This window comes from Hyphomicrobiales bacterium, assembly GCA_016125495.1.
GTDB lineage: Bacteria > Pseudomonadota > Alphaproteobacteria > Rhizobiales > RI-29 > RI-29.
Window position 1 is genome coordinate 101,279 of record WGLQ01000011.1, and the last position, 21,900, is coordinate 123,178.

22 protein-coding genes and 1 tRNA gene are annotated in these 21,900 nt (G+C 67.0%); 13 read left to right on the top strand and 10 right to left on the bottom strand.

Going from position 1 to position 21,900, the window contains the following annotated elements; genetic code table 11:
• Window positions 1-42: 42 nt before the first annotated feature.
• The 4 genes from mtaB to GC150_10420 all read left to right on the top strand — a co-directional run bounded on the left by mtaB (window position 43) and on the right by GC150_10420 (window position 3,933).
• A complete protein-coding gene (gene mtaB, locus GC150_10405; GenBank protein ID MBI1385312.1) occupies window positions 43-1,347 on the top strand; it encodes a tRNA (N(6)-L-threonylcarbamoyladenosine(37)-C(2))-methylthiotransferase MtaB in 1,305 nt (434 codons plus the stop codon).
• Complete coding sequence (gene ftsY, locus GC150_10410; protein ID MBI1385313.1) at window positions 1,344-2,540, top strand: signal recognition particle-docking protein FtsY; 1,197 nt, start codon at window positions 1,344-1,346, stop codon at window positions 2,538-2,540. The genes mtaB and ftsY overlap by 4 nt, the downstream gene beginning before the upstream one ends.
• The gene (locus GC150_10415) at window positions 2,540-3,271 is read left to right on the top strand and encodes a septation protein A (protein ID MBI1385314.1); all 732 of its coding nucleotides are present in this window, start codon (window positions 2,540-2,542) and stop codon (window positions 3,269-3,271) included. The genes ftsY and GC150_10415 overlap by 1 nt, the downstream gene beginning before the upstream one ends.
• 161 nt (window positions 3,272-3,432) lie before the next feature.
• The gene (locus GC150_10420) at window positions 3,433-3,933 is read left to right on the top strand and encodes a MarR family transcriptional regulator (GenBank protein ID MBI1385315.1); all 501 of its coding nucleotides are present in this window, start codon (window positions 3,433-3,435) and stop codon (window positions 3,931-3,933) included.
• A gap of 64 nt (window positions 3,934-3,997) precedes the next feature.
• On the opposite strand, the gene GC150_10425 is transcribed toward GC150_10420, so the two are convergent.
• From GC150_10425 to ccmA, 5 genes are all read right to left on the bottom strand, one after another.
• Window positions 3,998-4,672, bottom strand: coding sequence for a DsbE family thiol:disulfide interchange protein (locus GC150_10425; protein MBI1385316.1), 675 nt, complete (start codon window positions 4,670-4,672; stop codon window positions 3,998-4,000).
• Window positions 4,669-4,839, bottom strand: coding sequence for a heme exporter protein CcmD (gene ccmD, locus GC150_10430; protein MBI1385317.1), 171 nt, complete (start codon window positions 4,837-4,839; stop codon window positions 4,669-4,671). Before ccmD ends, GC150_10425 begins: the two co-directional genes overlap by 4 nt.
• Window positions 4,840-4,855: 16 nt before the next feature.
• The gene (locus GC150_10435) at window positions 4,856-5,620 is read right to left on the bottom strand and encodes a heme transporter HemC (protein MBI1385318.1); all 765 of its coding nucleotides are present in this window, start codon (window positions 5,618-5,620) and stop codon (window positions 4,856-4,858) included.
• A gap of 126 nt (window positions 5,621-5,746) precedes the next feature.
• The gene (gene ccmB, locus GC150_10440) at window positions 5,747-6,415 is read right to left on the bottom strand and encodes a heme exporter protein CcmB (GenBank protein MBI1385319.1); all 669 of its coding nucleotides are present in this window, start codon (window positions 6,413-6,415) and stop codon (window positions 5,747-5,749) included.
• The gene (gene ccmA, locus GC150_10445) at window positions 6,412-7,101 is read right to left on the bottom strand and encodes a heme ABC exporter ATP-binding protein CcmA (protein MBI1385320.1); all 690 of its coding nucleotides are present in this window, start codon (window positions 7,099-7,101) and stop codon (window positions 6,412-6,414) included. The genes ccmB and ccmA overlap by 4 nt, the downstream gene beginning before the upstream one ends.
• A gap of 309 nt (window positions 7,102-7,410) precedes the next feature.
• Between ccmA and acnA the strand changes: the two genes are divergently transcribed.
• The 4 genes from acnA to GC150_10465 all read left to right on the top strand — a co-directional run bounded on the left by acnA (window position 7,411) and on the right by GC150_10465 (window position 12,889).
• Window positions 7,411-10,128: an aconitate hydratase AcnA gene (gene acnA, locus GC150_10450; GenBank protein ID MBI1385321.1), complete on the top strand. Its 2,718-nt coding sequence runs from the start codon at window positions 7,411-7,413 to the stop codon at window positions 10,126-10,128.
• Between the two features lie 322 nt (window positions 10,129-10,450).
• Window positions 10,451-11,272, top strand: coding sequence for a DUF1223 domain-containing protein (locus GC150_10455; GenBank protein MBI1385322.1), 822 nt, complete (start codon window positions 10,451-10,453; stop codon window positions 11,270-11,272).
• Between the two features lie 633 nt (window positions 11,273-11,905).
• On the top strand, window positions 11,906-12,286 hold the full coding sequence (locus tag GC150_10460) for a DUF2794 domain-containing protein (GenBank protein ID MBI1385323.1): 381 nt from the start codon (window positions 11,906-11,908) through the stop codon (window positions 12,284-12,286).
• Window positions 12,287-12,451: 165 nt separating this feature from the next.
• Entirely contained in the window at window positions 12,452-12,889 is a 438-nt protein-coding gene (locus GC150_10465; protein MBI1385324.1) for a hypothetical protein, read from the top strand.
• Window positions 12,890-13,058: 169 nt separating this feature from the next.
• Here GC150_10465 and GC150_10470 read toward each other — a convergent pair whose 3' ends face one another.
• From GC150_10470 to GC150_10480, 3 genes are all read right to left on the bottom strand, one after another.
• Window positions 13,059-13,808: a BAX inhibitor (BI)-1/YccA family protein gene (locus GC150_10470; GenBank protein ID MBI1385325.1), complete on the bottom strand. Its 750-nt coding sequence runs from the start codon at window positions 13,806-13,808 to the stop codon at window positions 13,059-13,061.
• A 142-nt stretch (window positions 13,809-13,950) separates the two neighbouring features.
• Complete coding sequence (locus GC150_10475) at window positions 13,951-16,611, bottom strand: FtsX-like permease family protein (protein ID MBI1385326.1); 2,661 nt, start codon at window positions 16,609-16,611, stop codon at window positions 13,951-13,953.
• Window positions 16,608-17,312, bottom strand: a complete 705-nt coding sequence (locus tag GC150_10480) for an ATP-binding cassette domain-containing protein (GenBank protein MBI1385327.1) — start codon at window positions 17,310-17,312, stop codon at window positions 16,608-16,610. Before GC150_10480 ends, GC150_10475 begins: the two co-directional genes overlap by 4 nt.
• 310 nt (window positions 17,313-17,622) lie before the next feature.
• On the opposite strand from GC150_10480, the gene GC150_10485 reads away from it, so the two are divergent.
• From GC150_10485 to GC150_10495, 3 genes are all read left to right on the top strand, one after another.
• Window positions 17,623-18,234: an arylesterase gene (locus GC150_10485; GenBank protein ID MBI1385328.1), complete on the top strand. Its 612-nt coding sequence runs from the start codon at window positions 17,623-17,625 to the stop codon at window positions 18,232-18,234.
• Window positions 18,231-18,791: an RNA 2',3'-cyclic phosphodiesterase gene (thpR, locus tag GC150_10490; protein MBI1385329.1), complete on the top strand. Its 561-nt coding sequence runs from the start codon at window positions 18,231-18,233 to the stop codon at window positions 18,789-18,791. The genes GC150_10485 and thpR overlap by 4 nt, the downstream gene beginning before the upstream one ends.
• A gap of 63 nt (window positions 18,792-18,854) precedes the next feature.
• Window positions 18,855-19,181: a 4a-hydroxytetrahydrobiopterin dehydratase gene (locus tag GC150_10495; GenBank protein ID MBI1385330.1), complete on the top strand. Its 327-nt coding sequence runs from the start codon at window positions 18,855-18,857 to the stop codon at window positions 19,179-19,181.
• 4 nt (window positions 19,182-19,185) lie between these two features.
• On the opposite strand, the gene msrA is transcribed toward GC150_10495, so the two are convergent.
• Complete coding sequence (msrA, locus tag GC150_10500) at window positions 19,186-19,839, bottom strand: peptide-methionine (S)-S-oxide reductase MsrA (protein MBI1385331.1); 654 nt, start codon at window positions 19,837-19,839, stop codon at window positions 19,186-19,188.
• Between the two features lie 293 nt (window positions 19,840-20,132).
• On the opposite strand from msrA, the gene GC150_10505 reads away from it, so the two are divergent.
• Entirely contained in the window at window positions 20,133-20,882 is a 750-nt protein-coding gene (locus GC150_10505; protein MBI1385332.1) for a hypothetical protein, read from the top strand.
• 59 nt (window positions 20,883-20,941) lie between these two features.
• Here the strand turns inward: GC150_10505 and GC150_10510 are convergent, their stop codons facing one another.
• The gene (locus tag GC150_10510) at window positions 20,942-21,256 is read right to left on the bottom strand and encodes a hypothetical protein (GenBank protein ID MBI1385333.1); all 315 of its coding nucleotides are present in this window, start codon (window positions 21,254-21,256) and stop codon (window positions 20,942-20,944) included.
• A gap of 325 nt (window positions 21,257-21,581) precedes the next feature.
• Between GC150_10510 and GC150_10515 the strand changes: the two genes are divergently transcribed.
• A tRNA-Ser gene (locus GC150_10515) sits at window positions 21,582-21,671 on the top strand.
• The last annotated feature ends 229 nt before the right edge of the window (window positions 21,672-21,900 follow it).

Consider the following 21,900-nt stretch of genomic DNA (forward strand, 5'->3'; position numbering starts at 1 on the left):
GCCAAGCTCGCAGACCGACCGAGTGCATGTTAGAGAGCCCGCATGACTGATCCCACCATCATGACCTTCGGCTGCCGGCTCAATGCCTACGAGTCCGAGGTGATGCGCGCGCACATCACCGGGACCGGGCTCGGCGACACCATCGTCGTCAACACCTGCGCCGTCACGGCCGAAGCCGTACGCCAAGCCCGCCAGGCGATCCGCAAGGCTCGCCGGGAGAACCCGAGCGCACGCATCATCGTGACAGGCTGCGCCGCGCAGATCGACCCCCGGCAGTTCGCCGAAATGGACGAGGTCGATCACGTTGTCGGCAACGCCGAAAAGCTCGAGCGCGCGACCTTCGAGGCACTCGCCGGTGGAACCGCGGCGCAGATCGTCGTCGGTGACATCATGCAGGTCCGCGAGACGGCTGGCCACCTCGTCGACGGTTTCGGAACGCGGGCGCGCGCCTACGTCCAGGTGCAGAACGGCTGCGACCATCGCTGCACGTTCTGCATCATCCCCTTCGGGCGAGGCAACTCGCGGTCGGTGCCGGCAGGCGAGGTGGTGACGCAAATCGGCCGGCTGGTCGAGGCGGGCTACCGCGAGGTCGTGCTGACGGGCGTCGACCTCACCTCCTACGGGGCCGACCTGCCGGGGCGACCATCGCTCGGAAATCTCACCCGTCGCATCCTGAAGCTCGTGCCGGGGCTCGCACGGCTGCGGCTTTCCTCGATCGATTCGATCGAGGCGGACGCGCACCTGATGCGGGCGATCGCGGAGGAGGAGCGGTTGATGCCGCACCTCCACCTTTCGCTGCAGGCCGGCCACGACATTATCCTCAAGCGCATGAAGCGCCGGCATCTGCGGGCGGATGCGATCGCCTTCTGCCAGGAGGCGCGCAGGCTGCGGCCCGACATCGTCTTCGGCGCCGATCTCATCGCCGGATTTCCGACCGAGAGCGACGAGATGTTCGATGCCACGCTCGCCCTCATCGAGGAATGCGGGCTGACGCATTTGCACGTCTTCCCATTCTCGCCGCGCCCGGAGACGCCGGCGGCGCGCATGCCGCAACTGCCAAAGGCGGTGGTCCGCGAGCGTGCCGATCGGCTGCGGCGCCGCGGTCATGCCGCCCTCGCCGCGCATCTCGATGCGCAGGCCGGACGCACGCTCGACGTGCTCATGGAAACCGCCTCGCGCGGCCGAGCCCGTGATTTCACCGAGGTCGAACTCGGTGCCGATGTTGCGGCCGGCATCGATGCCGGCTCCATCCTGATGGCCGAGGTCACCGGGCACGACGGGGCGCGGCTCAGGGCGATCCGGCGCGATGCGGCTGGCCCGATGGTGAAGCGGGAGGCCGCCGAATGAACGAGAAGCCACAGAAGAAAGCGGGGCTCTTTTCGCGGTTGTTCGGTGAAAGCCAGCCGCGAGACGGCGCCCGCGCCAGTGAAGAAGCGCGACAGCGGCCCGCCGAGGAGGCGCCAGCGGCAGCGAGCGTGATTTCGGACGAAGGCGTTCCGGCAAGCTCCGATGAGAGCGGCGAGATCGTGGGGCGCAACGCCGATGCCGTGGCCGAGCTGGCGCCCGCCCCCGAGCAGACCGCGCCACAGCGCAAGAGCTGGTTCCAGCGCCTCACCGACGGCCTTGCCCGCACCTCGAGCCAGCTCGCCTCCGGCATCACCGGCCTCTTTACGAAACGCAAGCTCGACGCCGCGACACTCGAGGAACTGGAGGACCTCCTGATCCAAGCGGACCTCGGGGTGGAAACGGCCTCGGCGATCACGGAGGCGCTGGCCAAGGATCGCTTCGACAAGGAGATTTCACCAGAGGAGGTCAAGCGCGTCCTCGCCGAGGAGGTGCGACGGGTGCTCGAGCCGGTGGCCCGACCGCTCGTCGTCGAGGCGAGCCGCAAACCGCACGTCATCCTCGTGGTCGGGGTCAACGGCAGCGGCAAGACCACGACGATCGGCAAGCTCGCCAAGAAGTTCACCGAGGACGGCCGCAAGGTGATGCTGGCGGCTGGTGACACCTTCAGGGCGGCGGCGATCGAGCAACTCGAGGTCTGGGGCAAGCGCAGCGGTGTGCCGGTCGTCGCGCGTGCGGCGGGCTCGGATGCCTCCGGACTCGCCTACGAGGCGCTGGAAAGTGCCCAGGCGGCGGCGGCCGACGTGCTGCTGATCGACACGGCGGGCCGGCTCCAGAACAAGACCGACCTCATGGCGGAACTGCAGAAGATCGTGCGCGTGCTGCGCAAGCTCGATCCGACCGGGCCGCACGACGTGCTTCTGGTGCTCGATGCGACCACCGGGCAGAACGCCATGCGCCAGGCGGAAGTGTTCCGGGAAATCGCCGGCGTCACGGGTCTCGTCATGACCAAGCTCGACGGCACGGCACGCGGCGGCATTCTCGTGGCGATCGCGGCGCGGCATGCGATCGCGGTGCATGCGATCGGCGTCGGGGAAGGCATCGAGGACCTTCGGGCGTTCGATGCGAACGATTTTGCGCTCGCCATCGCCGGCATGCCCGGCGAAGCAACGCCCGGGGGAAAGAGGACGCAGTGATGACAACCTCAAAGGAGGCCGGTCGCCAGCGCGGCACCGAGACCGCCACGCCGGCCGCGAACGGTCTTGGCGATGGCCAACCGCACGAAGACGTCGCAAAGCAACTCGGCAAGCTGGCGCTGGAACTCGGGCCGCTCGTGATCTTCTTCGTGGCGAACTCCTACAAGGGCATCTTCTGGGCGACCGGCGCCTTCATGATCGCCACCGCCGTGTCGCTGACCACGAGCCGGCTCTGGCTCGGGCGAATCGCCGTCATGCCGCTCGTGACCGGCGTTTTCGTGATGGTGTTCGGCGGCCTCACGCTGGTGCTCAACGACGCGCTCTTCATCAAGCTGAAGCCGACCATCGTGAACCTGCTCTTTGCGAGCATCCTGCTCGGCTGCCTGCTGATCGACAAGCTGATCTGGAAGCTGCTGTTCGGCGACGTTTTCCGCCTGACGGATACCGGCTGGCGCAAGCTGCAATTCCGCTGGGGCATCTTCTTCCTCGTCCTGGCCGGATTGAACGAGATCGTCTGGCGCGGCCTCTATGGGGAGCCCTTTTCGCACTTGCCGCTGGTCGGGCACCGCTTCGTGGGCCTCACCGAAGCGGAACTCACCGACATCTGGGTCAAGTTCAAGGTGTTCGGCATCATGCCGCTCACTCTCATCTTCGCGATGACCACGCTGCCGGTGCTGCAGGCGCACGAACTGAAGGGCGAAAGCACGGCTGGCAAGGGCGAGAGCGCCTAGAGCCGGCTTCCTGCCAGGAGTTCCGGACCCGATCGTACAACGTTCGATCAATTCGACGTGTCACGAGTTGCCATCCACTGATCCGAACACCATGTTGTCCCCTATCTCTGCAAACGATCACGGACGCTGGTCCCGAATGGCCCAGCAAACAGGATTTGGGGATGAAAAAGGACCTGCCGGGCAGTTCACTTTCACGGTCGCCGGTGCATCTTCTCCACCGAGCCAGCCAACGGGCGGCCGACCACTTCACCGGAATCATGGGTCAGACGGAGCTGACGCCACGGCAATATGCCGTGCTGCTCACGGTGGCCGAGCACGAGGGCCTCAGCCAGACGGCGTTGGTCAGCATTACGGGGATCGATCGCTCGACCCTGGCCGACATCGTCCGGCGCATGCTGCGCAAGGGCATCCTGCAGCGCCAGCGGACACGGCACGACGCGCGGACCTACGAAATCCGCCTGACGGACCGGGGCGCTGAACTGCTGGCCGCCGCTCAGCCCGTCGCGCGCGAGGTCGACCGACAGCTGTTGTCCGAACTCTCCGTGAGCGAGCGCGAAACGCTGATCGAAATCCTCACACGGATCGTCGTTTCGCAGGATTCCGACAGCGGCCCGGCGGACCAGAAGCGGGGACGCGACGCGAACCGGGCGGCGGCGGCCTGACAGGCGCTGAATCGGCGACCGGCACCGCCCGAACGGATCGTTGCGGCAGGCTGGGCTTCAGGGTTCAGCGGGTCGCGGCGCCATTGGCCGTCGACGGGTCGGCAATCTCCCCCGCCTTCAAGCGATCGAGCAATGGCAAGAGCGTGCGGTCCAGATCCTGTGGTGTGATCGGCCCCACGTGGCGGTAGGCAATGTTGCCGCGCGCATCGACGAGGAAGGTCTCGGGCACGCCGTAGACGCCGAGGTCGATGGCCGTGCGGCCGCTGGCATCGACGCCGACACGTTCGAACGGGTTGCCGAGGCCATCGAGGAAGCGGCGTGCGTCCGCTGCCCGATCCTTGTAGTTGATGCCGTGCAATGGCACGCGCGAGCGCTGAGCCAAAGTCTCGAGCTGTGGGTGCTCGATGCGGCACGGGCCACACCATGACGCCCAGACATTGACAACGTGCGGGCCCGTCCCGGCGAGTTCGGCGCTGGCGAGGCCGGGCACGGGGGTGCCGGCGCGGTCCAATCCCTCGATCGCTGGAAGAACGAACTCCGGCAACGGCTTGCCGATGAGGACCGAGGGCAGCCGGCTCGGATCGCCGTAGCGCAGGGCGAATATGAAGACCCCGACCAGAGCCAGGAACGCGAGCAGTGGCAGGCGCGCGAGCCAGCGCCGCGCCGGCGTGGCGACCGGTTCACTCTCTTGCACACTGGCCCGGCGGGTCGTTTGTCCGGTCTCGATCCGAGGTGTCATGTGTGATCCTCGCGCTGGCCGTCATCGGGGCGGCGGCGCTCGAGCCGGTCGAGCTGACGCCGCAGGTGCGCGCGTTCCACCAGGAGCCAGACGAGGAGGCCACCAACGACGAGCGCCGTGGCCAAATAGGCGGCGATGATGAAAGCGGCGTGGGGTCCGAGATCCATGGCGGCTCGCCTCACCTCACGCGGTTCGGGCGCGGCTGGCGGCGCCCACCGAGGCCTCGGCCGCCCGCTCGACCTCGCCGAGCTGGAGCTTGCGGACGCGCCGGCGCATGACCTCGTTGCGCATGGCAATCAGGTGCATGGCGAAAAAGAGCAGCGTGAAGCCCGCAGCCATGACGAGCAGCGGCCAGAGGATACTCGGGTGGATGGTCGGCCCGTCGAGGCGCAGGACGCTCGAGGGCTGATGCAGCGTGTTCCACCAGTCGACGGAGAACTTGATCACCGGCAGGATGACAATGCCGACGAGCGCGAGCACCGCCGTCAGGCGCGATGCGATGATCTCGTCGTCGAGGGCCCGGCGCAGTGCAATGAGGCCGAGGTAGAGGAAAAACAGGATGAGCACCGACGTCAGACGGGCATCCCAAACCCAATAGGCGCCCCACATCGGCCGGCCCCAGAGGGCGCCCGTGACGAGGGCAACGAGCGTGAAACCGGCGCCGAGGGGGGCTGCTACCTTCGCGGCGACGTCGGCGAGCGGATGGCGCCAGACCAGGAACCCGAAACTCGATGCGGCCACCACCATGTAGCCCGCCATGGCCAGCCAGGCGGCGGGAACGTGGATGAACATGATGCGCACCGTCTCGCCCTGTTGGTAGTCGGCCGGCGCAACGAAGAACCCGAGGTAGAGGCCGATCGCGAGCACCAGCGCCGCCAGTCCGGCGAGCCACGGAAGCAGCCGGCCGGATAGGCGCATGAAGACGGTGGGGTTGGCATACCTGTGCATGGCGCTCACTTAGAGCCTTTGGCGGGCGTGCGCAAATCCGACTTGGCGCCGGGCGGTGGGCAGCCGACGGCACGCCACGCGGCCACCGTACCCCGCCGTTGGACATGCCCACGCAGGCATCCGCACTCACCCGAGCTGGAGTTTGAGTGCCGCGGCCGCCGCCAGCGGGCCGAGCACCAGACTGGCCAGCGAGATGGCCGCGAGAATGGCGAACGGCGGCCCGAAGTCGCCCGGTCCGACGAGCACGGCGTCGAGCGCGGAGACACCGAAAACGAGGGTCGGGATGTAGAATGGCAGCACGATCAGCGAGAGGAGCAGCCCGCCACGCGATACCCCGATCGTGAGGGCACCACCGATCGCCCCGATCGAGCTGATCGCGGGAGAGCCGACCAGCATCGTCGCAACCAGAGGTCCATACGCATTCGCCTCGAGGTTCAGCATGAGGCCGAGCAGCGGAATGGCGGCGATGAGCGGTAGCGCCGCGAACGCCCAGTGGGCCAGGATCTTGACCAGGGCAACGAGCGCGAGCGGATAGGGGCCGAGCGTCAGCAATTCCAGCGTGCCGTCGCGGGCATCGTCGTAGAAGAGGCGGTCGGCCGAGAGGAGCGCGGAGAGCAGCAGCCCGATCCAGAGGATGCCAGGGGCGATGCGGCCGAGCAGGTTCATGTCCGGGCCGAGGCCGAGTGGCAGGATCGAGACGACGATCAGCAGAAAACCGAGCGCGGTGCCGAGCCCGGAGCCACTCGCGAAGGCGAGCAGCACCTCGCGCCGAAGCAGTGCCGCCGTCGCCGTCACGATAAGAACTCCACGGGATGATCACCCCGACCGGCGGCCGAGGGCCGCAAAGTCGGACCGGTTCCCGGCCCGAGCCGGAGCGTGCGCGCGAGCCGTGAGCCGAGCGCCACGTGGGTGGCGGCCACGACGATGCCGCCGTCGTCGAGATGGCGGTCGACGTGTGCGGACAACAGACTGCGTCCGGCATCATCGAGCGAAACACTCGGCTCGTCGAGCAGCCAGAGGGGGCGGGGCGCGAGGGCGAGGCGTGTCAGACCGAGGCGCCGCTTCTGACCGGCCGAGAGATAGCCCGCCGGGACATCGGCGAGCGTTGCAAGGCCAAAGGTCTCGAGCGCATCATCGAGGGTGGGCGGCGCCATCGCGTCCACGGGCGCCGATGGCCGGGCAAGGTAGCGCTGCCAGAAGCGCGCATTCTCTCGAACGGAGAGGCCGGCCTTGATCGCGTCGGCGTGGCCGACGTAGTGCACCAGTTCGCCGGGTTCGAGTTCGCCGGCAAGGCCCGGTTCGATGAGTGTGACTTTTCCGGCAGCGGGCGGCAGAAAACCGGCGATGGTACGCAGAAGCGTGGTCTTTCCGGCGCCATTGGGCCCGACGAGCTCGAGACCCTCACCTGGCTCGAGGACGAGCGAGAGGCCGGCGGCCAGCACGCGCGAGGCGCGCGCGATCGCGAGATCGTGCAGTTGCAGCAGCGCCCCGTGACGCGGCCCCGCGCCGACCTTGGCCATTAGACCGAACCTTCTGATTTCAATTCTTTTTCCGCAATTCCTCGGTCCAACCTGGGGCACAATCGACCGGCGGGCATGCGACGAAACGCGAAGCGCCGAGCCTCTTGGTCAGCGGCCAACTCCGCTATATAACTTGTGCATTGCAACCAACGCCAGCGCGAAACGATCGCGCGACGGCGGGGCCGCGCGGCGTCCGCACGAAGGAAGCGAACGCGTGGCCGTCCGGCACTCCGGCGGCGCGGTCGACAACCGAGCGAAGGAGAGCCGACCTTGAGCCTTGCAACCGCAGAGTCGATCGACAGCTTCAAGTGCCGCACGACGCTGAGTGTCGCGGGACGCAGCTACGAATACTTCAGCCTGGCCGAGGCCGAGCGCAACGGGCTCGCCGGGATCTCCCGACTGCCGGTCTCGCTGAAGGTGCTGCTGGAGAACCTGCTGCGCCACGAGGACGGCACCACGGTCACGCGGGCCGACATCGAGGCTTTCGCCGAGTGGCTCGCGACGCGCACCTCGGTGCGCGAGATCGCCTATCGCCCGGCGCGCGTGCTGATGCAGGATTTCACCGGCGTGCCTGCGGTGGTCGACTTGGCCGCAATGCGGGACGCGATGCGCGCGATGGGTGGGGATCCGACCAAGATCAATCCCCTCGTTCCCGTCGACCTCGTGATCGACCATTCCGTCATGGTCGACTATTTCGGCACCGGGGACGCCTTCGAACTCAATGTCGAGCGCGAGTACGAGCGCAATCGCGAGCGCTACGAGTTCCTCAAATGGGGCTCGGAGGCGTTCTCCAACTTCCGCGTGGTGCCACCCGGAACCGGCATCTGCCACCAGGTGAACCTCGAATATCTCGCCCAGACCGTCTGGACGAAGACCATCGTGCGCGATGGCCGCGAGGTCGTGCAGGCGTTCCCGGACACCTGCGTCGGCACCGACAGCCACACCACCATGGTCAACGGTCTCGCCGTGCTCGGCTGGGGCGTCGGCGGCATCGAGGCCGAGGCGGCAATGCTCGGACAGCCCGTCTCGATGGTGATCCCCGAAGTGGTCGGCATGCGCATGACGGGCCGACTCGCCGAGGGGGTGACGGCGACCGACCTCGTGCTGACCGCGACACAAATGCTCCGCAAGCTCGGCGTGGTCGGCAAGTTCGTCGAATTCTTCGGGCCCGGTCTCGACAATCTCTCGCTCGAGGACGAGGCGACGATCGCCAACATGGCGCCCGAGTATGGGGCGACATGCGGGTTCTTCCCCGTCGACCGCGACACCATCGCCTACCTGAAGGCGACGGGCCGGCCAGCCGATCGGGTGGCCCTCGTTGAAGCCTACGCACGCGCCCAGGGGATGTACCGGGAGGCATCGAGCGCCGAGCCGATGTTCACGACGGTGCTCGAACTCGACCTTTCGAGTGTCGAGCCCTCGCTCGCCGGACCCAAGCGGCCACAGGACCGCGTGGCGCTCAAGGCAACGGCAGCGGGCTTCGGCAAATCGCTCGAGGGCGAGTTCGGCAAGGCCGGCGAGGCGGGCAGGCGGGTCGCCGTCGAGGGTCGTTCGCACGATCTCGGCCACGGCGACGTGGTGATCGCGGCAATCACCTCCTGCACGAACACCTCCAACCCATCGGTGCTGATCGCGGCCGGTCTCGTTGCACGCAATGCTCGCGCCAAGGGGCTGACCGTCAAACCCTGGGTGAAGACGTCGCTCGCTCCCGGCAGCCAAGTGGTGACGGACTACCTCGCCAAAGCCGGCCTGCAGGACGACCTCGATGCGCTCGGGTTCAACCTCACGGGCTATGGCTGCACGACCTGCATCGGGAACTCCGGCCCGCTGCCGGACGAAATATCGACGGCGATCCAGAAGAACGACCTCGTGGCGGCGGCGGTGCTTTCGGGCAATCGCAACTTCGAGGGGCGCGTCAATCCGGACGTGAAGGCCAACTATCTCGCCTCACCGCCGCTGGTTGTCGCCTATGCGCTCGCCGGCTCGATGCAGCGCGACCTGACCCGCGAGCCGATCGGCACCGGGCGCGACGGCGCGCCGGTCCATCTCAAGGACATCTGGCCGACCTCGAAGGAGATCGCGGAGCTGGTGCGCACATCGATCACCGCCGAGATGTTCGAAGGGCGCTATGGCGACGTCTTCAAGGGTGACGAACGCTGGCAGGCGATGAGCACCAGCGGCAAGGCCGCCATGACCTACGGCTGGAGCGGCAATTCGACATACGTCCAAAACCCACCCTACTTCGAGGACATCTCGCTCATCCCGGGCGAGGTCGAGGACATCGAACGGGCGCGCGTGCTGGGCCTTTTCCTGGATTCGATCACCACCGACCATATTTCTCCAGCCGGCTCGATCAAGGCCAGCGGCCCGGCCGGCAGTTACCTCGTTTCGCACCAGGTGCCACCGCGGGAGTTCAACTCCTATGGCGCACGGCGCGGCAACCACGAGGTGATGATGCGCGGCACCTTCGCCAACATCCGCATCAAGAACCAGATGGTGCCTGGCGTCGAAGGCGGGGTGACGGTGCATCAGCCCTCCGGCGAGCGGCTGGCGATCTACGATGCCGCGATGCGCTATCGGGCCGAGGGCGTGCCGCTCGTCATCTTCGCGGGCAAGGAATACGGGACCGGCTCGAGCCGCGACTGGGCCGCCAAGGGCACGCGGCTCCTGGGCGTGCGGGCCGTCATCGCGCAGTCGTTCGAGCGCATCCATCGTTCGAACCTGATCGGGATGGGGGTGCTGCCACTCGAGATGCGGGACGGGGAATCCTGGCAGTCGCACGGCATCACCGGCAACGAGGAGGTGACGATCCGCGGCCTCGCCCAGCTCGCGCCAAGAGCGGTGCTGCCCGTCGTCGTCAGGAGGGCGGACGGTCGAGAGAGCGTGATCGAGGCGCTCTGCCGCATCGATACAGCCGACGAGATGGCCTACTACCGCAACGGTGGCATTCTGCACTACGTGTTGCGCAATCTCGCAAGAGCCGCCTGAATGGCAACCTGATCGGCGGTCGGGGCCAGTGCCTGGCGGCGCGGCCCCGACCGATCGTCGGGGCCTCCCTTGCGGTTTTCACCGTGAATTGAGTGGCAATTGATGCCAGGGCGACAATATCGTCCGGCATCCGGCGGTCGATGGCGGCGGTCGGAGAAGCGTTGACGGGGCAGGCCGGCATGGGCACCTCGCCTGGCATCGGTCCAGGCTCGGCAAGGCCTTCCGTGTCGCGCGCATTCGGCACCGGACCGCGCCAGACCACCAGCGCGTCGGGGATCGGCGTCCCGGCGGCAAGGAACCGCCATCGGCGCGAAACAAGAGGATGGGCAGCACGATGGTGACCGGGACATTGGTCGGCCCTGGAGGGCAAGCCCGCGGCAAGCGTCTCCTCGGCCTTGCGGGGATGGTCATCGGCATCGCGTGCGCTCTGCTCGCCTCTGGCGCGGTTGCCGGAGAGCGCCATGTCGAGATTTCAACGGCGCCGAAATCGCTGATCGAACTCTTCACCAGTCAGGGCTGCTCCTCTTGTCCGCCAGCGGATGCACTGCTCGAGCGCTATGCCGAGCGCGACGACCTCGTGGCGCTGACGTTCCATGTCGATTATTGGGATTATCTCGGCTGGAAGGACACCAACGCCCGACCTGAATTCAGCGAGCGCCAGCGGGCCTATGCGCAGCGTCGGGGCGACGGCATGGTCTACACCCCGCAGGTCGTCGTGAACGGCATTGCCCATGCCGTCGGCAGCAAGCGCGAAGCCATCGATGCCGCGCTGGAGCAGACGGTGGCCGGGATCGCGGCTCAAAGGCAGATTCTGTCGATCGAGATCGATGGCAAGCGCCTCAAGTTGACAAGGGCTCCAGGTGAGGCGGGTGGCACGCTCGGAGAAGTCCGGGTGTGGCTGGCGCTCGCCAGCAGGAGGACGCTCGTCGATATCGGGCGCGGAGAGAATTCCGGGCGAACGGTCACCTACAATCATGTCGTCCGCGATCTGGTCGAACTCGGCACTTGGGCGGCCGGGTCCGATAGCTTGGAAGTCGAGACCGCACGGATGGGCGATGGCGTCGACGGTTGCATCGCCTTCGTCCAGGACGCCGATGGCGCGATCCTCGCGGCGGTCGATCTCTGGTTGCCGGGCCGCTCCTGAGACCACGCGCGAAGGTGGCCGCCGGAGCGGGTTCGTGCTTCGGTGACCGGCGAATACCGGATCATGGCCGCGCCGAGAACCTCGCGCGGCTGCCGATGGGTCGGCCCTCGAGCCTGGAAATCAATCGATGTCCTGATGGGAGCGAATGCGCTCTCGCCGCCGGGACGCCGCCCGCAGCGGGCGGATCGCACGTGCGCGATGGCCGGAGCGATCGAGGTCACCCAGGAGCAACCCGCCCTCGCGATCGAAAATGGTTCGGCGCAGCTCGCGGAGAGAAGACTCGGGGGGACTTTGGGGGCAGAGACCGAGACTTGCACCGAGCCACGCCGAACCACGATGCGATCCTGCAGCACGACGATGGCGGCGCTGCGGAGGCTTGGTGGCAATTTCGTGATCAATGTTGCAGTTTGTTACGTTCATCGTGATCGCAACGCGAAAGCCGCCATGGGCTTGAATTCTCGGGCGCCAGATCAGAACATGACAAGAGGATCACAGCAGGAGGCGCCGTTGAGCGACAGTGAGCCAATACCCGAGGGGGCCGAATCACTGGCCGGCCAAGTCATCGAACTGAAGCCGTCGAGACCGCTGACGCCGGCCAACAACGGGGCGGGGCGCGGGGAACTCGATCGGGCGATGGCGCAAGGCGGCGGGCGGCGCGCCGGCGGCGCGGCGGCGGGGCCAGCAGTGGGAATGCCCCTCGGGGGACACGCCAACTATGTCTCGTTCTCGCGGCGCGAACTCGGCCAAGTGCTGAACCTTTACGGGCGAATGGTCGCCACGGGGGAATGGCGCGACTACGCGATCGACATACTGCGCGATACGGCCGTGTTCTCGATTTTCCGGCGCTCCAGCGAAATGCCGATCTACCGGATCGTGAAGGATCCCAAGCTCTCGCGACGGCAGGGGGCCTACAGCGTCATTTCGGCCACCGGCGTGATCCTCAAACGCGGGCACGATCTCGAACGCGTGCTGAGCGTGCTCGACAGGAAGCGCGTCCGGCTGATCGAGGGGTGACGTTCGACAGGGGCGCGCGCAATTCGAGGGCCGGTAACCACGGGGGCAGCGCTGGCATTGTCGCGGCTCACCGCTAGACTGGCGAAAATGGAGAGCGATTCGTCGTGGCACCATGGGGTGTCCAGCAGGCGGCTCAACGCTCGGCCGTGACCTCGGGTACCTCGGATGACGATGCGACGTTCGGCATCACTTTATCGTCGGGGCGATCAAGTGATCGTCTGCGCCAATCACCGCACGAGCGACGGCTTGCCGCTCGATGCCGAGCCGTTCGTCATGCTCACCGAACCCGTGACGGCACCAGACGTCGGCAAGGCCGTGTTGGAAGCGCTGCGCCAATTCCGGGAACTCGAAGGCAAAGCGCCGGAGAATCGCGATTTCCTCGCCTTTTTCGCCGAGCTGGCCGGCGTCGAAAGCTACCGGGTCTTCATGGCCGGAGCGCGCTTCTGCGCGATCGAGGAGAACGGCGGGGTGATCGCCTTCCATCCCATGGCCAACGACGAGGGTTCGTTCGATCCGGTCGCGGCGGTGGCCACGATTTCCATCGGCGCGGCGAGCGAGGCGATCGGGCGCGCGGCGCTCGGAGCGCTCGCCAAGGCGCGCTGAGGCTCCCGAAACGGCTCGCCGGTCGGCGCGATCCGGCCTAGGCAATCATCACGAAACATCAACGAAAAAGGCCCGGCACAATGGCCGGGCTCGTCATTCTCGCGAAGTCCTTTCGGCGCTCGGGGCGAGGATCGATCTCTCGTCTCGCCCCGCTTCCGATCGGTTTGGCTCAGTCCTCACCGCCCATGATGCCGAGGATGTTCAGCATGTGGATGAAGATGGTGATGAACGAGCCGAAGAGCATGAAGGCGCCGAAGATCGACTTGCCCGTCTGCGCCTGCCGGCTGTCGCCCGCGTGGTACATCTCCTTGATCGCCTGCGTCTCGTAGGCCGTGATGCCCGAGAACAGCAGAACGACGAGGCACGAGGTGATCAGGCTGAACCACTCGAGCTGGAAGAAGATCGCGTTGACGACGATCGCGATCAAGAGACCGATCGAGGCCATCATGAAGAAGGTCCCGAAGGCCGAGAGGTCACGCTTCGTCGTGTAGCCATAGAGGCTGACGGCCGCGAAGGTGGCCGCAGTGATCGCGAAGGCCTTGAAGATCGTGTCCGTACCGCCGGCGTTCATGAAGAAGTAGAGCATCGGCGCGATGAGCAGACCCCAGAGGCCCGCGTAGGTCCAGTAGGCGGCATGCGCCATGGCTGTGCTGCCGGTCAGAATGAGGCGCGGCGAGAACCAGCCGAGCGCGAGCAGCGCGATCAGCAGCACCCAGCGAACCGGGCTCGCCAGGATCGACAGGACTTCCGTGCTGTTCATGACGGCAAGCGAGACGACCGCCGCGAAGGCGACGCCGAGCGCCATGTAGTTGTAAACGCCCAACATATAGGAGCGAAGGCCCTCGTCGATGCCTTCCGCGGTACGCGTGCGGGCGCCGACGGGCACCGTACTCGAATAGCGATTTCCGTACTCAGCCATGTCCAGGTTTCCCCTCTTCAGGTTGATGACCAGCGTTGTTATTTTGACGATGAGATGGTTGAGGTTGCGGCACTATACAAGACCCCCTCGGACATCTCTACGACAAGCGTTATCCCCTACCGGAAAGCGCGATGGGGCCCGTTCAGCCGTCTCCTGTCAGCGTGCGTGCCACGGGGGCCCGCAGGAGCCTCCAGGTGCCGATGGCGCCGAACGTCAGGACGAGTACGCTCGCGAGCAACAGAGCCTCGAGAACGGCCGCCAGCGAAAAGCGGAAGCCGACGTCGAGCACCTCGGTCGTGACGACAAAGGCCGCGACGGTGCCGACCGCTGCGGCAACGGTGGTGGTGACAACCGCGAGCAAGAGATACTCCGCCGCCGCGATCGCCATCAGGCTCGCGCGGGTGGCGCCGAGCGCCTTGAGTATCACCGTTTCATAGATGCGTCGGCGCTGCGCGGTGACGAGCGCGCCGGCCAGCACGATGGCGCCGACGATCAGGGTGAGACTGCCGGCCGCGCGCACCGCCCCGATGACCCGCTCGAAGACCGAGCGGAACGTGTCGATCGCATCCTGGACGTTGATCGCCGTCGCGCCCGGGAACTGGCGGGCGAGTTCACGCGTCAGGTGGCCACGGCGCACATCGTCGGGACGCTCGGGGAAACGGACCGTCGCCAGCATGCTGAAGGGCGCGGCGGCGAGGGTGTTGGGCGAGAAGATCATGACGAAGTTGATGGACAGCGTCTCCCATTTCACGGTGCGCAGGTTGGCCACCCGGGCGGTCACGTTGCGACCGAGGACGTTGACCATGACCTCGTCGCCGACGCCGATGCCGAGGCCACGGGCGAGGTCCACCTCGAAGGACACCAGCGGCGGACCGGAATAGCCGGTCGGCCACCATTCGCCTTCGACCACACGCGCGCCCTCCGGCACATCGTCGGAATAGGTGAGGCCACGGTCGCCATCGAGCACCCAGGCCGCTTCAGGCGCCGCCTTGATCTTGGACGCCGGGACGCCCTGGACCGAAACGAGGCGGCCGCGCAGCATCGGAGCCTCGCGCACTTCGGCGCCGGGCTCCACTTTCAATACCGCCTGGCGGAACTCGTCGATGCGGTCGCGCTCGATGTCGAGGAAGAAATAGCTCGGGGCCTCATCGGGCAGGGTGGTCTCCAACTCGGCGACCAGTGAGCGATCGACCAGCGATACGGTGACCAGGAGTGATAGGCCGAGCCCCAGCGAAAGGATCACGGAGCGGGCCAGCGAACCGGGGCCGGCGAGATGGGCGAGCGCAAGGCGCAGCTCGGGCCGGCGGGGGCGCGGCAGGCGCGGGGCGATCCGGTCGAGACCGAAGGCGAGCGCGTGGAACAGAAGGAACAGCCCGGAAAGACCGGCCATGAAGAACAACGCGATTCGGATGTCCTCGGCCGTCACGACCGCAAAGGCGGCGAGCAGGGCGGTCGCTGCGATGCTCGCGATCACGTAGCGAAGGCGCGGACGCCACGGTCCAGGATCGATCCCGTCACGAAACAGCACGACGGGCGAGGCTTCCTCGGCGCGCCCGAGCGGCCAGAGCACGAACACCAGGGCGACGAGGAGGCCATAGCCGGCGGCCAGGAGGCCGGTGAGCGGGTCGAAGGTGAGCGCGATGCCGATCGGCAGGCGTGATTCCAGCAGCAGCGCGAGAGCGAAGAGGAGCGCATAGCCGGCGACGAGGCCGATGGCGATGCCGGCGGCGGTGATCGCCATGATCTCGATGAGATAGATGCGAAAGACATCGCCGCTGGTGGCACCGAGCGATTTGAAGGTGGCGATGACACGGCGCTTGCGGTCGAGATAGGCGGCGACCGAATTGGCGACGCCGACACCGCCGACCAGCATGGAGGTGAGGCCGACCAGGGTCAGGAACTGGGCCAACCGGGAGGCGGCGCGCTCGAGGCTCGGCTCGGGATTGCGGCGATTGCGGACCTCGAATCCGTTCGCCTCGAAGCGCTCCAACAGGGCGCTCAGCCGCTCGCCTGCTGGCCCCGCCTCCGGCCACTCGCCGGCCCCTGGGAACGCCACGCGGTAACGCCAGCGCAGGAGGCCGCCCGGCTTGACGAGGCCGGCGGCGCGCAAGGTTTCGATGTCGAGGATGACGCGGGGGCCGAACGCGGCCCGACCCGACAATTTGTCCGGCTCGTCCACGATGGTGGCCCGGATGGTCAGGAGGCGATCGCCGAGCCGGATGCGGTCACCGACCGCGACGCCGAGGCGCGAGAGCAGCTCTGGCGCAACGACCACGGAATCGGCACCGATGCCGGTTCCGGGCGCGAGCTTGCCATCCGAGAGCACGAGGTCACCGACCAGCGGATAGGCTCGGTCGATGGCCTTGACCTCGACCAATGCGCTGGCCGGATCGCCGACGCCCATCGGCGCGGCGGACGTGGGCGAACCCACGGCGGGGTCGGCTGCCCCCGGCCCGCCCGCGACGGCCCGCGCCATGGCCCGCATGGATACGACGCTCGCGACGGTGCCCAGTTCTTCGAGCTCGACCCGTTCGGCACCCGAGGCGCCCTCGTGGATGCGCGACAGTTCGAGGTCGCCGCCGAGCAGGGCGCGCCCCTGGCGCGACAGGCCGTTCTCGATGGCGTCGTTGAGGGCGCCGACCGCCGTAATGGCCGCGACGCCGAGCGCGATGCAGAGGAGAAAGACGGCAAAGCCGCGCTTCTGGCCACGCAGATCGCGGATTGCGATGCCGGCAAGGCGCTGAATGCGCGAACCGGAGCGCTCGCCCGCCGCCGCTGTTCCGGCAAAGGTGTCGATACTCATCGCACCAGCTCCTCGCGCCGACGGTCGGCGACGATGCGTCCGTCGCCCATCTCCAGCACGCGCGGGCAGCGGGCCGCCAGATCGTGGTCGTGCGTCACCAGAACGAGGGTTGCACGGTGGCGATCCCGCAGCCGAAAGAGCAGTTCCACGATCGCTTCGCCGGTGGCGGCATCGAGGTTGCCGGTCGGCTCGTCGGCGAGCAGCAGCGCGGGTTCGACGACCAGCGCGCGGGCGAGGGCGACGCGTTGCTGTTCGCCGCCCGAGAGCTGGGCCGGAAAGTGACCGATTCGATGGGACAGTCCGACCTCGGCCAGCGCGCTTTCGGCCCGCTCGATCGCCCGCTCCGCGCCGGCGAATTCTAACGGCAATGCAACGTTCTCGAGCGCGGTCATCGAGGGGACGAGATGGAACGACTGGAAGACCACGCCGATGCGCCGGCCCCGCAAGCGCGCCCGTGCATCCTCGTCGAGACCGGCGAGGTCGTGGCCGTCGACCGCGATGCGCCCGGAACTCGCCCGCTCGAGGCCAGCCATCAGCATGAGCAGCGAAGTCTTGCCCGAGCCGCTGGGCCCGACCACACCCACCGCTTCGCCCCCGGTGACCTCGAGGTCGATGCCGCGAAGGATCTCGACCGGGCCGGCCTTGCTGGAGAGGGTGAGGCGAACGCCGTCGAGAGCGATCATGGCGGTTGGCGAAGTCATGGCGCCTCCTGTTGTTCACCGGTGGCCGCAAGGGCCGCATCGGTGGGCGTGCCTTGCATTGGTGAAGCGGCACGCTAACTGGTTGGGTACGTTTTCGCTGGAACTCGGACCAGGAGATGACCAGACCATGCAAAACGAGCGCGCCGGACCGGGCCCCTTTGGGGTCGAAACGGGGGACGGCACGATGATCCGTCGAATCGGAAGATGGTCCCGCGGTGCGACCGGCGCAACTCGCGCGGCCGTTTCGTCGGCACGGCGAAAGCGTGCGGGGCTCGCAGCGCTGCTGGCGCTCGCCATGCTGCTGGTCACCATGGCAGGATCGAGCCACGGCGGCACGGAAACGGAGCGGGTCGTGCGGATCATTGCCCTCGGTGACAGTCTGACGGCCGGCTATCTGCTCGGACCGGACGAGAGCTTTCCAGCCGAACTCGAGCGGCGGCTCGCCGCCGAGGGGCACGCAGTCAGGATCGTCAACGCCGGCGTCTCGGGCGACACGGCCGGGGCGGGCCTGCAGCGCTTCGAGTGGGCGGTGCCGGACGACGCGGACGCGCTCATCGTCGAACTTGGAGCCAACGACGCGCTGCGCGGCCTGCCGGTCGCCCAGACGCGGCGTGATCTCTCCCGCATCCTCGAGAAAGCCGCCGAAAGGGGCCTGCCGGTGCTGCTTGCGGGCATGGAGGCACCGGCTGGGCTCGGCGAGGAATATGCCAACGAATTCAGATCTATGTACCCCGATCTCGCGACGCGGTTCGGCACGCTCCTCTATCCCTTCTTCCTCGAGGCGGTGGCGCTGGACCGCTCGCTCAATCTCGACGACGGCATCCATCCGAACGCCGAGGGCATCCGGCGCATCGTGACGGACATTCTGCCGGTGGTGAAAGAGCTGATCGAACTGGCGCGCCGGCAGGACGAGGCGCAATGATCCGGCTGTTCACCGCGATCCAGATCCCCGAGAGCGAGCAGGATCGGCTCGCCGCGCTCGAGGTGCCGATGCCCGGTGCGCGCTGGATCGCAATGGACGACATGCATTTGACGCTGCGCTTCGTCGGCGACGTCGAGGAACCGGTCGCCGAGGCGTTCGTCGACGAACTGGCGGCCATTCGCTTGGCGCCCTTCACGCTGTCGCTGGATGGGATCGGAGCGTTCGGCGGCGATAAGCCGCGCAGTCTGCATGCGACGGTCGCACCCTCTACGGCTCTCGTTCGCTTGCAAGCAAAGCACGAGCAGGCGGCGCGCGCCGCGGAGTGCCCGCCAGAGACGAGGCGCTTCACACCGCACGTCACAATCGCACGCCTCGGCGGCACCCGGGCGGACGACGTCGCACGGTTCCTGGGGCGCTGCGGCGCGGCGCGGGGCGCGCCCTTCGAAGTCGATTCGTTCGTCCTGATGTCGTCGCGCCCTGGCAGGGGGGGCGGTCCCTACATCGTCGAGGCCAAATTCCCGCTCACGGTCGATCCACTCGAGCCCGAAGCGGCGTAGGCTGGGCGAACGAGATATGCGAGCGCAGTTGGTCGCGGCGGCGACCGCATTCGGGAGGACGGAATGGCAAAGCGGCTGAGCGAGGCTGATCGATCCGCAATCGCCAACGAGCTCGGCGAATGGCGGGCGGTCGAAGGGCGGGACGCCATCCGGCGGTCCTTCAAGTTCGCCAGCTTCAACGCGGCTTTCGGCTGGATGACGCGCATGGCGCTGGTGGCCGAAAAGCTCGACCACCATCCCGAATGGAGCAACGTCTACAATACGGTCGACGTGACGCTGACGACGCACAGTGCGGGTGGGCTGACCGAACTCGACGTCCGCCTCGCCAAAGCGATGGACAAGGCGGCCGCCGAGATGGGGGCGCGCAAGGACGGGCCCACGACGAAGTGAGCGGTCAGACCGCGACGCCCGAGCCCACCGGACAGGCGACGCCCGTGCCGCCGAGGCCGCAGTAGCCGCCGGGGTTCTTGGCGAGATACTGCTGGTGATACTCCTCGGCGTGGTAGAACGCATCGAAGGCCTTGATCTCGGTCTGAATCTCACCGAGCCCGGCGGCCGTCAGCGCCGCCTGGTATGCCGCCCGCGACTGCTCGGCGGCGATGCGCTGGCGTTCGCTCGTCCAATAGATGCCGGTGCGATACTGGGTGCCGATGTCGTTGCCCTGGCGCATGTACTGGGTCGGATCATGGCTCTCCCAGAAGGTCTTCAAGACCTTTTCGATGGGCAGGCGCGCTGGATCGAAGACCACGCGAACGACCTCGTTGTGACCGGTGCGCCCGGAGCACACCTCCTCGTACGTCGCGTTGGCGGTGTAGCCGGCCGCATATCCGACCGACGTGACGAAGACGCCCTCGAGCGTCCAGAACTTGCGCTCCGCGCCCCAGAAGCAGCCGAGGCCCAGATAGATCTCTTCGGTGCCTTGCGGAAACGGGCCGGCGAGCGGGGTGCCGAGCACGAAATGCCGCGCCGCCGTCGGGATCGGCGAGGGTCGGCCCGGAAGGGCGGCCTCCGGCGTCGGCAGCTCGAGCGATTTGCGGGCAAAGAACATGTCGGCCTCCTTCGGCACGGGGCTGGTTGCAGGCGAGCGGGCAGGCGAGCGGATGGGCCCTGCGACGGGCCGACGACGTCCGCGACACCCTGAAACGCCGGTTGCCACGCGACGGATTGGGTCACCGTCGCAACTGCGCTATATTCGTACGATCACGATCCTATGCCAGACGGCAATCGCGGCATCACGGGAATTTGGCTGCGAGCGGCGGGGCGAGAGCGCATGCCAGCCGCGGCCGACCGGGACCGCGGAACCGGCCAAGAGCGCCGGTGTTCGTATCTTTGGAGAGTTCGATGGCAGAATCGACGGCTGCGGAAAAGCGCATCTACGAGGCGAGCGACGGGCACAAGACCGTGCTGGCGCTGGCCTTCCTGGTCCTGTTGCCGTTCATGGTCTCGATGCCGATCCTGTTCCTGAAGCGCAGCTTCCACGGACTTTGGACGGACGCGCTTTCGGCAGCCGTATTCGGCCTGCTGTTCACCGCCTGGATGATTTTCCTCTTCATCGAGGTGATGACCGCCATGCGCACGCGCATCGCCTTCGGCGAGAACACGCTCAACCTGCGTATCCCGAACTGGCGCGGACCGAACCCGGGCGTCAAATTCGTCAAACGCCGGGTGCCCTACGAAGAGATCGTCGGGGTCGAAACGCGCAGCGAGATCTACAAATCCGCCCAGCTCCCGGTGCTGACGCGCGCGACCTCCATCCTTCTCAAGGACGGCGAGCGGATCGTGCTCGGTTACCAGAACGAGCACGAGGAGGATCCCGACATCGATTTCGAGCGCATCGCGCGCCAGATCGCCAAGCGGGTCGGGGTCGATGTGCGAGACCGGGGCTGCATCACGGCCGGCTCGCAGATCGCCACCTTCGCGTCCGGCAGCGGCCCGGACTGGGAGCGCGAACCGCTTTCCGAGAGTGCCTACAAGAGGCTGCGCAGCCGCAACCGATGGGCCATGGTGGCGCTGATCACCGCGATCGTCGTGATGTTCGGGGTCGGCTTCGTCTACGATCTCCTGCGCGCCGGCATTCTGGCGAACATCTGAGCCTGCGCCGCGCCTGCCGGGAGCGGCAGGGGCGGTGTTCGCCGATCGCGCCCATTCGATCAGTTCGCGAAGATGTCGACGCGGCGGCGGCGGCGGCCCTGCCAGTAGACGATGACACCAAGGACGGCGAACACCAGCCAGGCCGAGCGGGCGAGTGCAAAGGCAATGACGCTCGACCAGACGAAGTCGGGCGCCACGGACAACAATGCCTCCCGGGTCCCCTTGAGTGAACCTGGCGAAAGCATGCGCCACAGATCGCCGAGCGAGGTCGAAACGAACGATCCACCGGCCCCGAGGGTCAACGTGGCGTCGTAAACAAGCACCACAGCTGCGGCGAGCAGCAGCCACATTCCGAGAATTCGCAATAACAGCATTCAGCCGCCTCCGCCGGACACCTTGCATCCGTGAGAAAGAATCTCTTCGGTGACTATAGCAATGGTCGCGGGCCGTGTTAACGATTTCGCTGCGCGGCGGCCAGTGGCTCGCTTGGGGACGATCGCCATGGGCATGTCACGTGAGGGCGGATGGGCTCACCGATCGGCTTGCCACGGACGAAGCGTCGACTATAGTCGCGCGGCTTCGGGCCGGTGTGAGCGATCCCACCGGTCACGAGCCAAGGGACGACGACCGGTCGCGGGTGCCATGCCGTGGGACCGGTCGGCCAAGGGCGAGCCGAAGGCGGCGACGTCCGCAACGGTCGGAGAGGTGGCCGAGTGGTTTAAGGCGCACGCCTGGAACGCGTGTATACGGGAAACCGTATCGAGGGTTCGAATCCCTCTCTCTCCGCCATTATCCTGTAGCGAACCCGAGATGAGGCTCCCGTTGAGGGCCTTTTTCTTTTTGTTTCAAAGGCGTTTAGCCGAGGCATCCGAACCTTGGAGACTGGCGCCGGGTTCAATTTCCGTCTCTGAACGGCCCTCCGTCTCTAACCGACCGAACCTCATGCCGAGCGGTTCGGCTTCGTGAAAGTCTACGTTTTCAGGTAGTTCCGCCCATCGCACCAGGGCATTTTCTGCGG

What these genes read in the sequence shown, in the direction of transcription:
- msrA (MBI1385331.1), bottom strand. Translation starts at nt 19,839, where the DNA reads ATGTTCTTTGCCCGCAAATCGCTCGAGCTGCCGACGCCGGAGGCCGCC.
- GC150_10435 (MBI1385318.1), bottom strand. Translation starts at nt 5,620, where the DNA reads ATGCACAGGTATGCCAACCCCACCGTCTTCATGCGCCTATCCGGCCGG.
- GC150_10465 (MBI1385324.1), top strand. Translation starts at nt 12,452, where the DNA reads ATGACGATGCGACGTTCGGCATCACTTTATCGTCGGGGCGATCAAGTG.
- GC150_10420 (MBI1385315.1), top strand. Translation starts at nt 3,433, where the DNA reads ATGAAAAAGGACCTGCCGGGCAGTTCACTTTCACGGTCGCCGGTGCAT.
- GC150_10480 (MBI1385327.1), bottom strand. Translation starts at nt 17,312, where the DNA reads ATGACTTCGCCAACCGCCATGATCGCTCTCGACGGCGTTCGCCTCACC.
- ccmD (MBI1385317.1), bottom strand. Translation starts at nt 4,839, where the DNA reads ATGGATCTCGGACCCCACGCCGCTTTCATCATCGCCGCCTATTTGGCC.
- ftsY (MBI1385313.1), top strand. Translation starts at nt 1,344, where the DNA reads ATGAACGAGAAGCCACAGAAGAAAGCGGGGCTCTTTTCGCGGTTGTTC.
- GC150_10495 (MBI1385330.1), top strand. Translation starts at nt 18,855, where the DNA reads ATGGCAAAGCGGCTGAGCGAGGCTGATCGATCCGCAATCGCCAACGAG.
- GC150_10415 (MBI1385314.1), top strand. Translation starts at nt 2,540, where the DNA reads ATGACAACCTCAAAGGAGGCCGGTCGCCAGCGCGGCACCGAGACCGCC.
- mtaB (MBI1385312.1), top strand. Translation starts at nt 43, where the DNA reads ATGACTGATCCCACCATCATGACCTTCGGCTGCCGGCTCAATGCCTAC.
- GC150_10510 (MBI1385333.1), bottom strand. Translation starts at nt 21,256, where the DNA reads ATGCTGTTATTGCGAATTCTCGGAATGTGGCTGCTGCTCGCCGCAGCT.
- GC150_10505 (MBI1385332.1), top strand. Translation starts at nt 20,133, where the DNA reads ATGGCAGAATCGACGGCTGCGGAAAAGCGCATCTACGAGGCGAGCGAC.
- GC150_10485 (MBI1385328.1), top strand. Translation starts at nt 17,623, where the DNA reads ATGGCAGGATCGAGCCACGGCGGCACGGAAACGGAGCGGGTCGTGCGG.
- GC150_10425 (MBI1385316.1), bottom strand. Translation starts at nt 4,672, where the DNA reads ATGACACCTCGGATCGAGACCGGACAAACGACCCGCCGGGCCAGTGTG.
- GC150_10460 (MBI1385323.1), top strand. Translation starts at nt 11,906, where the DNA reads ATGGCGCAAGGCGGCGGGCGGCGCGCCGGCGGCGCGGCGGCGGGGCCA.
- thpR (MBI1385329.1), top strand. Translation starts at nt 18,231, where the DNA reads ATGATCCGGCTGTTCACCGCGATCCAGATCCCCGAGAGCGAGCAGGAT.
- GC150_10475 (MBI1385326.1), bottom strand. Translation starts at nt 16,611, where the DNA reads ATGAGTATCGACACCTTTGCCGGAACAGCGGCGGCGGGCGAGCGCTCC.
- GC150_10455 (MBI1385322.1), top strand. Translation starts at nt 10,451, where the DNA reads ATGGGCAGCACGATGGTGACCGGGACATTGGTCGGCCCTGGAGGGCAA.
- GC150_10470 (MBI1385325.1), bottom strand. Translation starts at nt 13,808, where the DNA reads ATGGCTGAGTACGGAAATCGCTATTCGAGTACGGTGCCCGTCGGCGCC.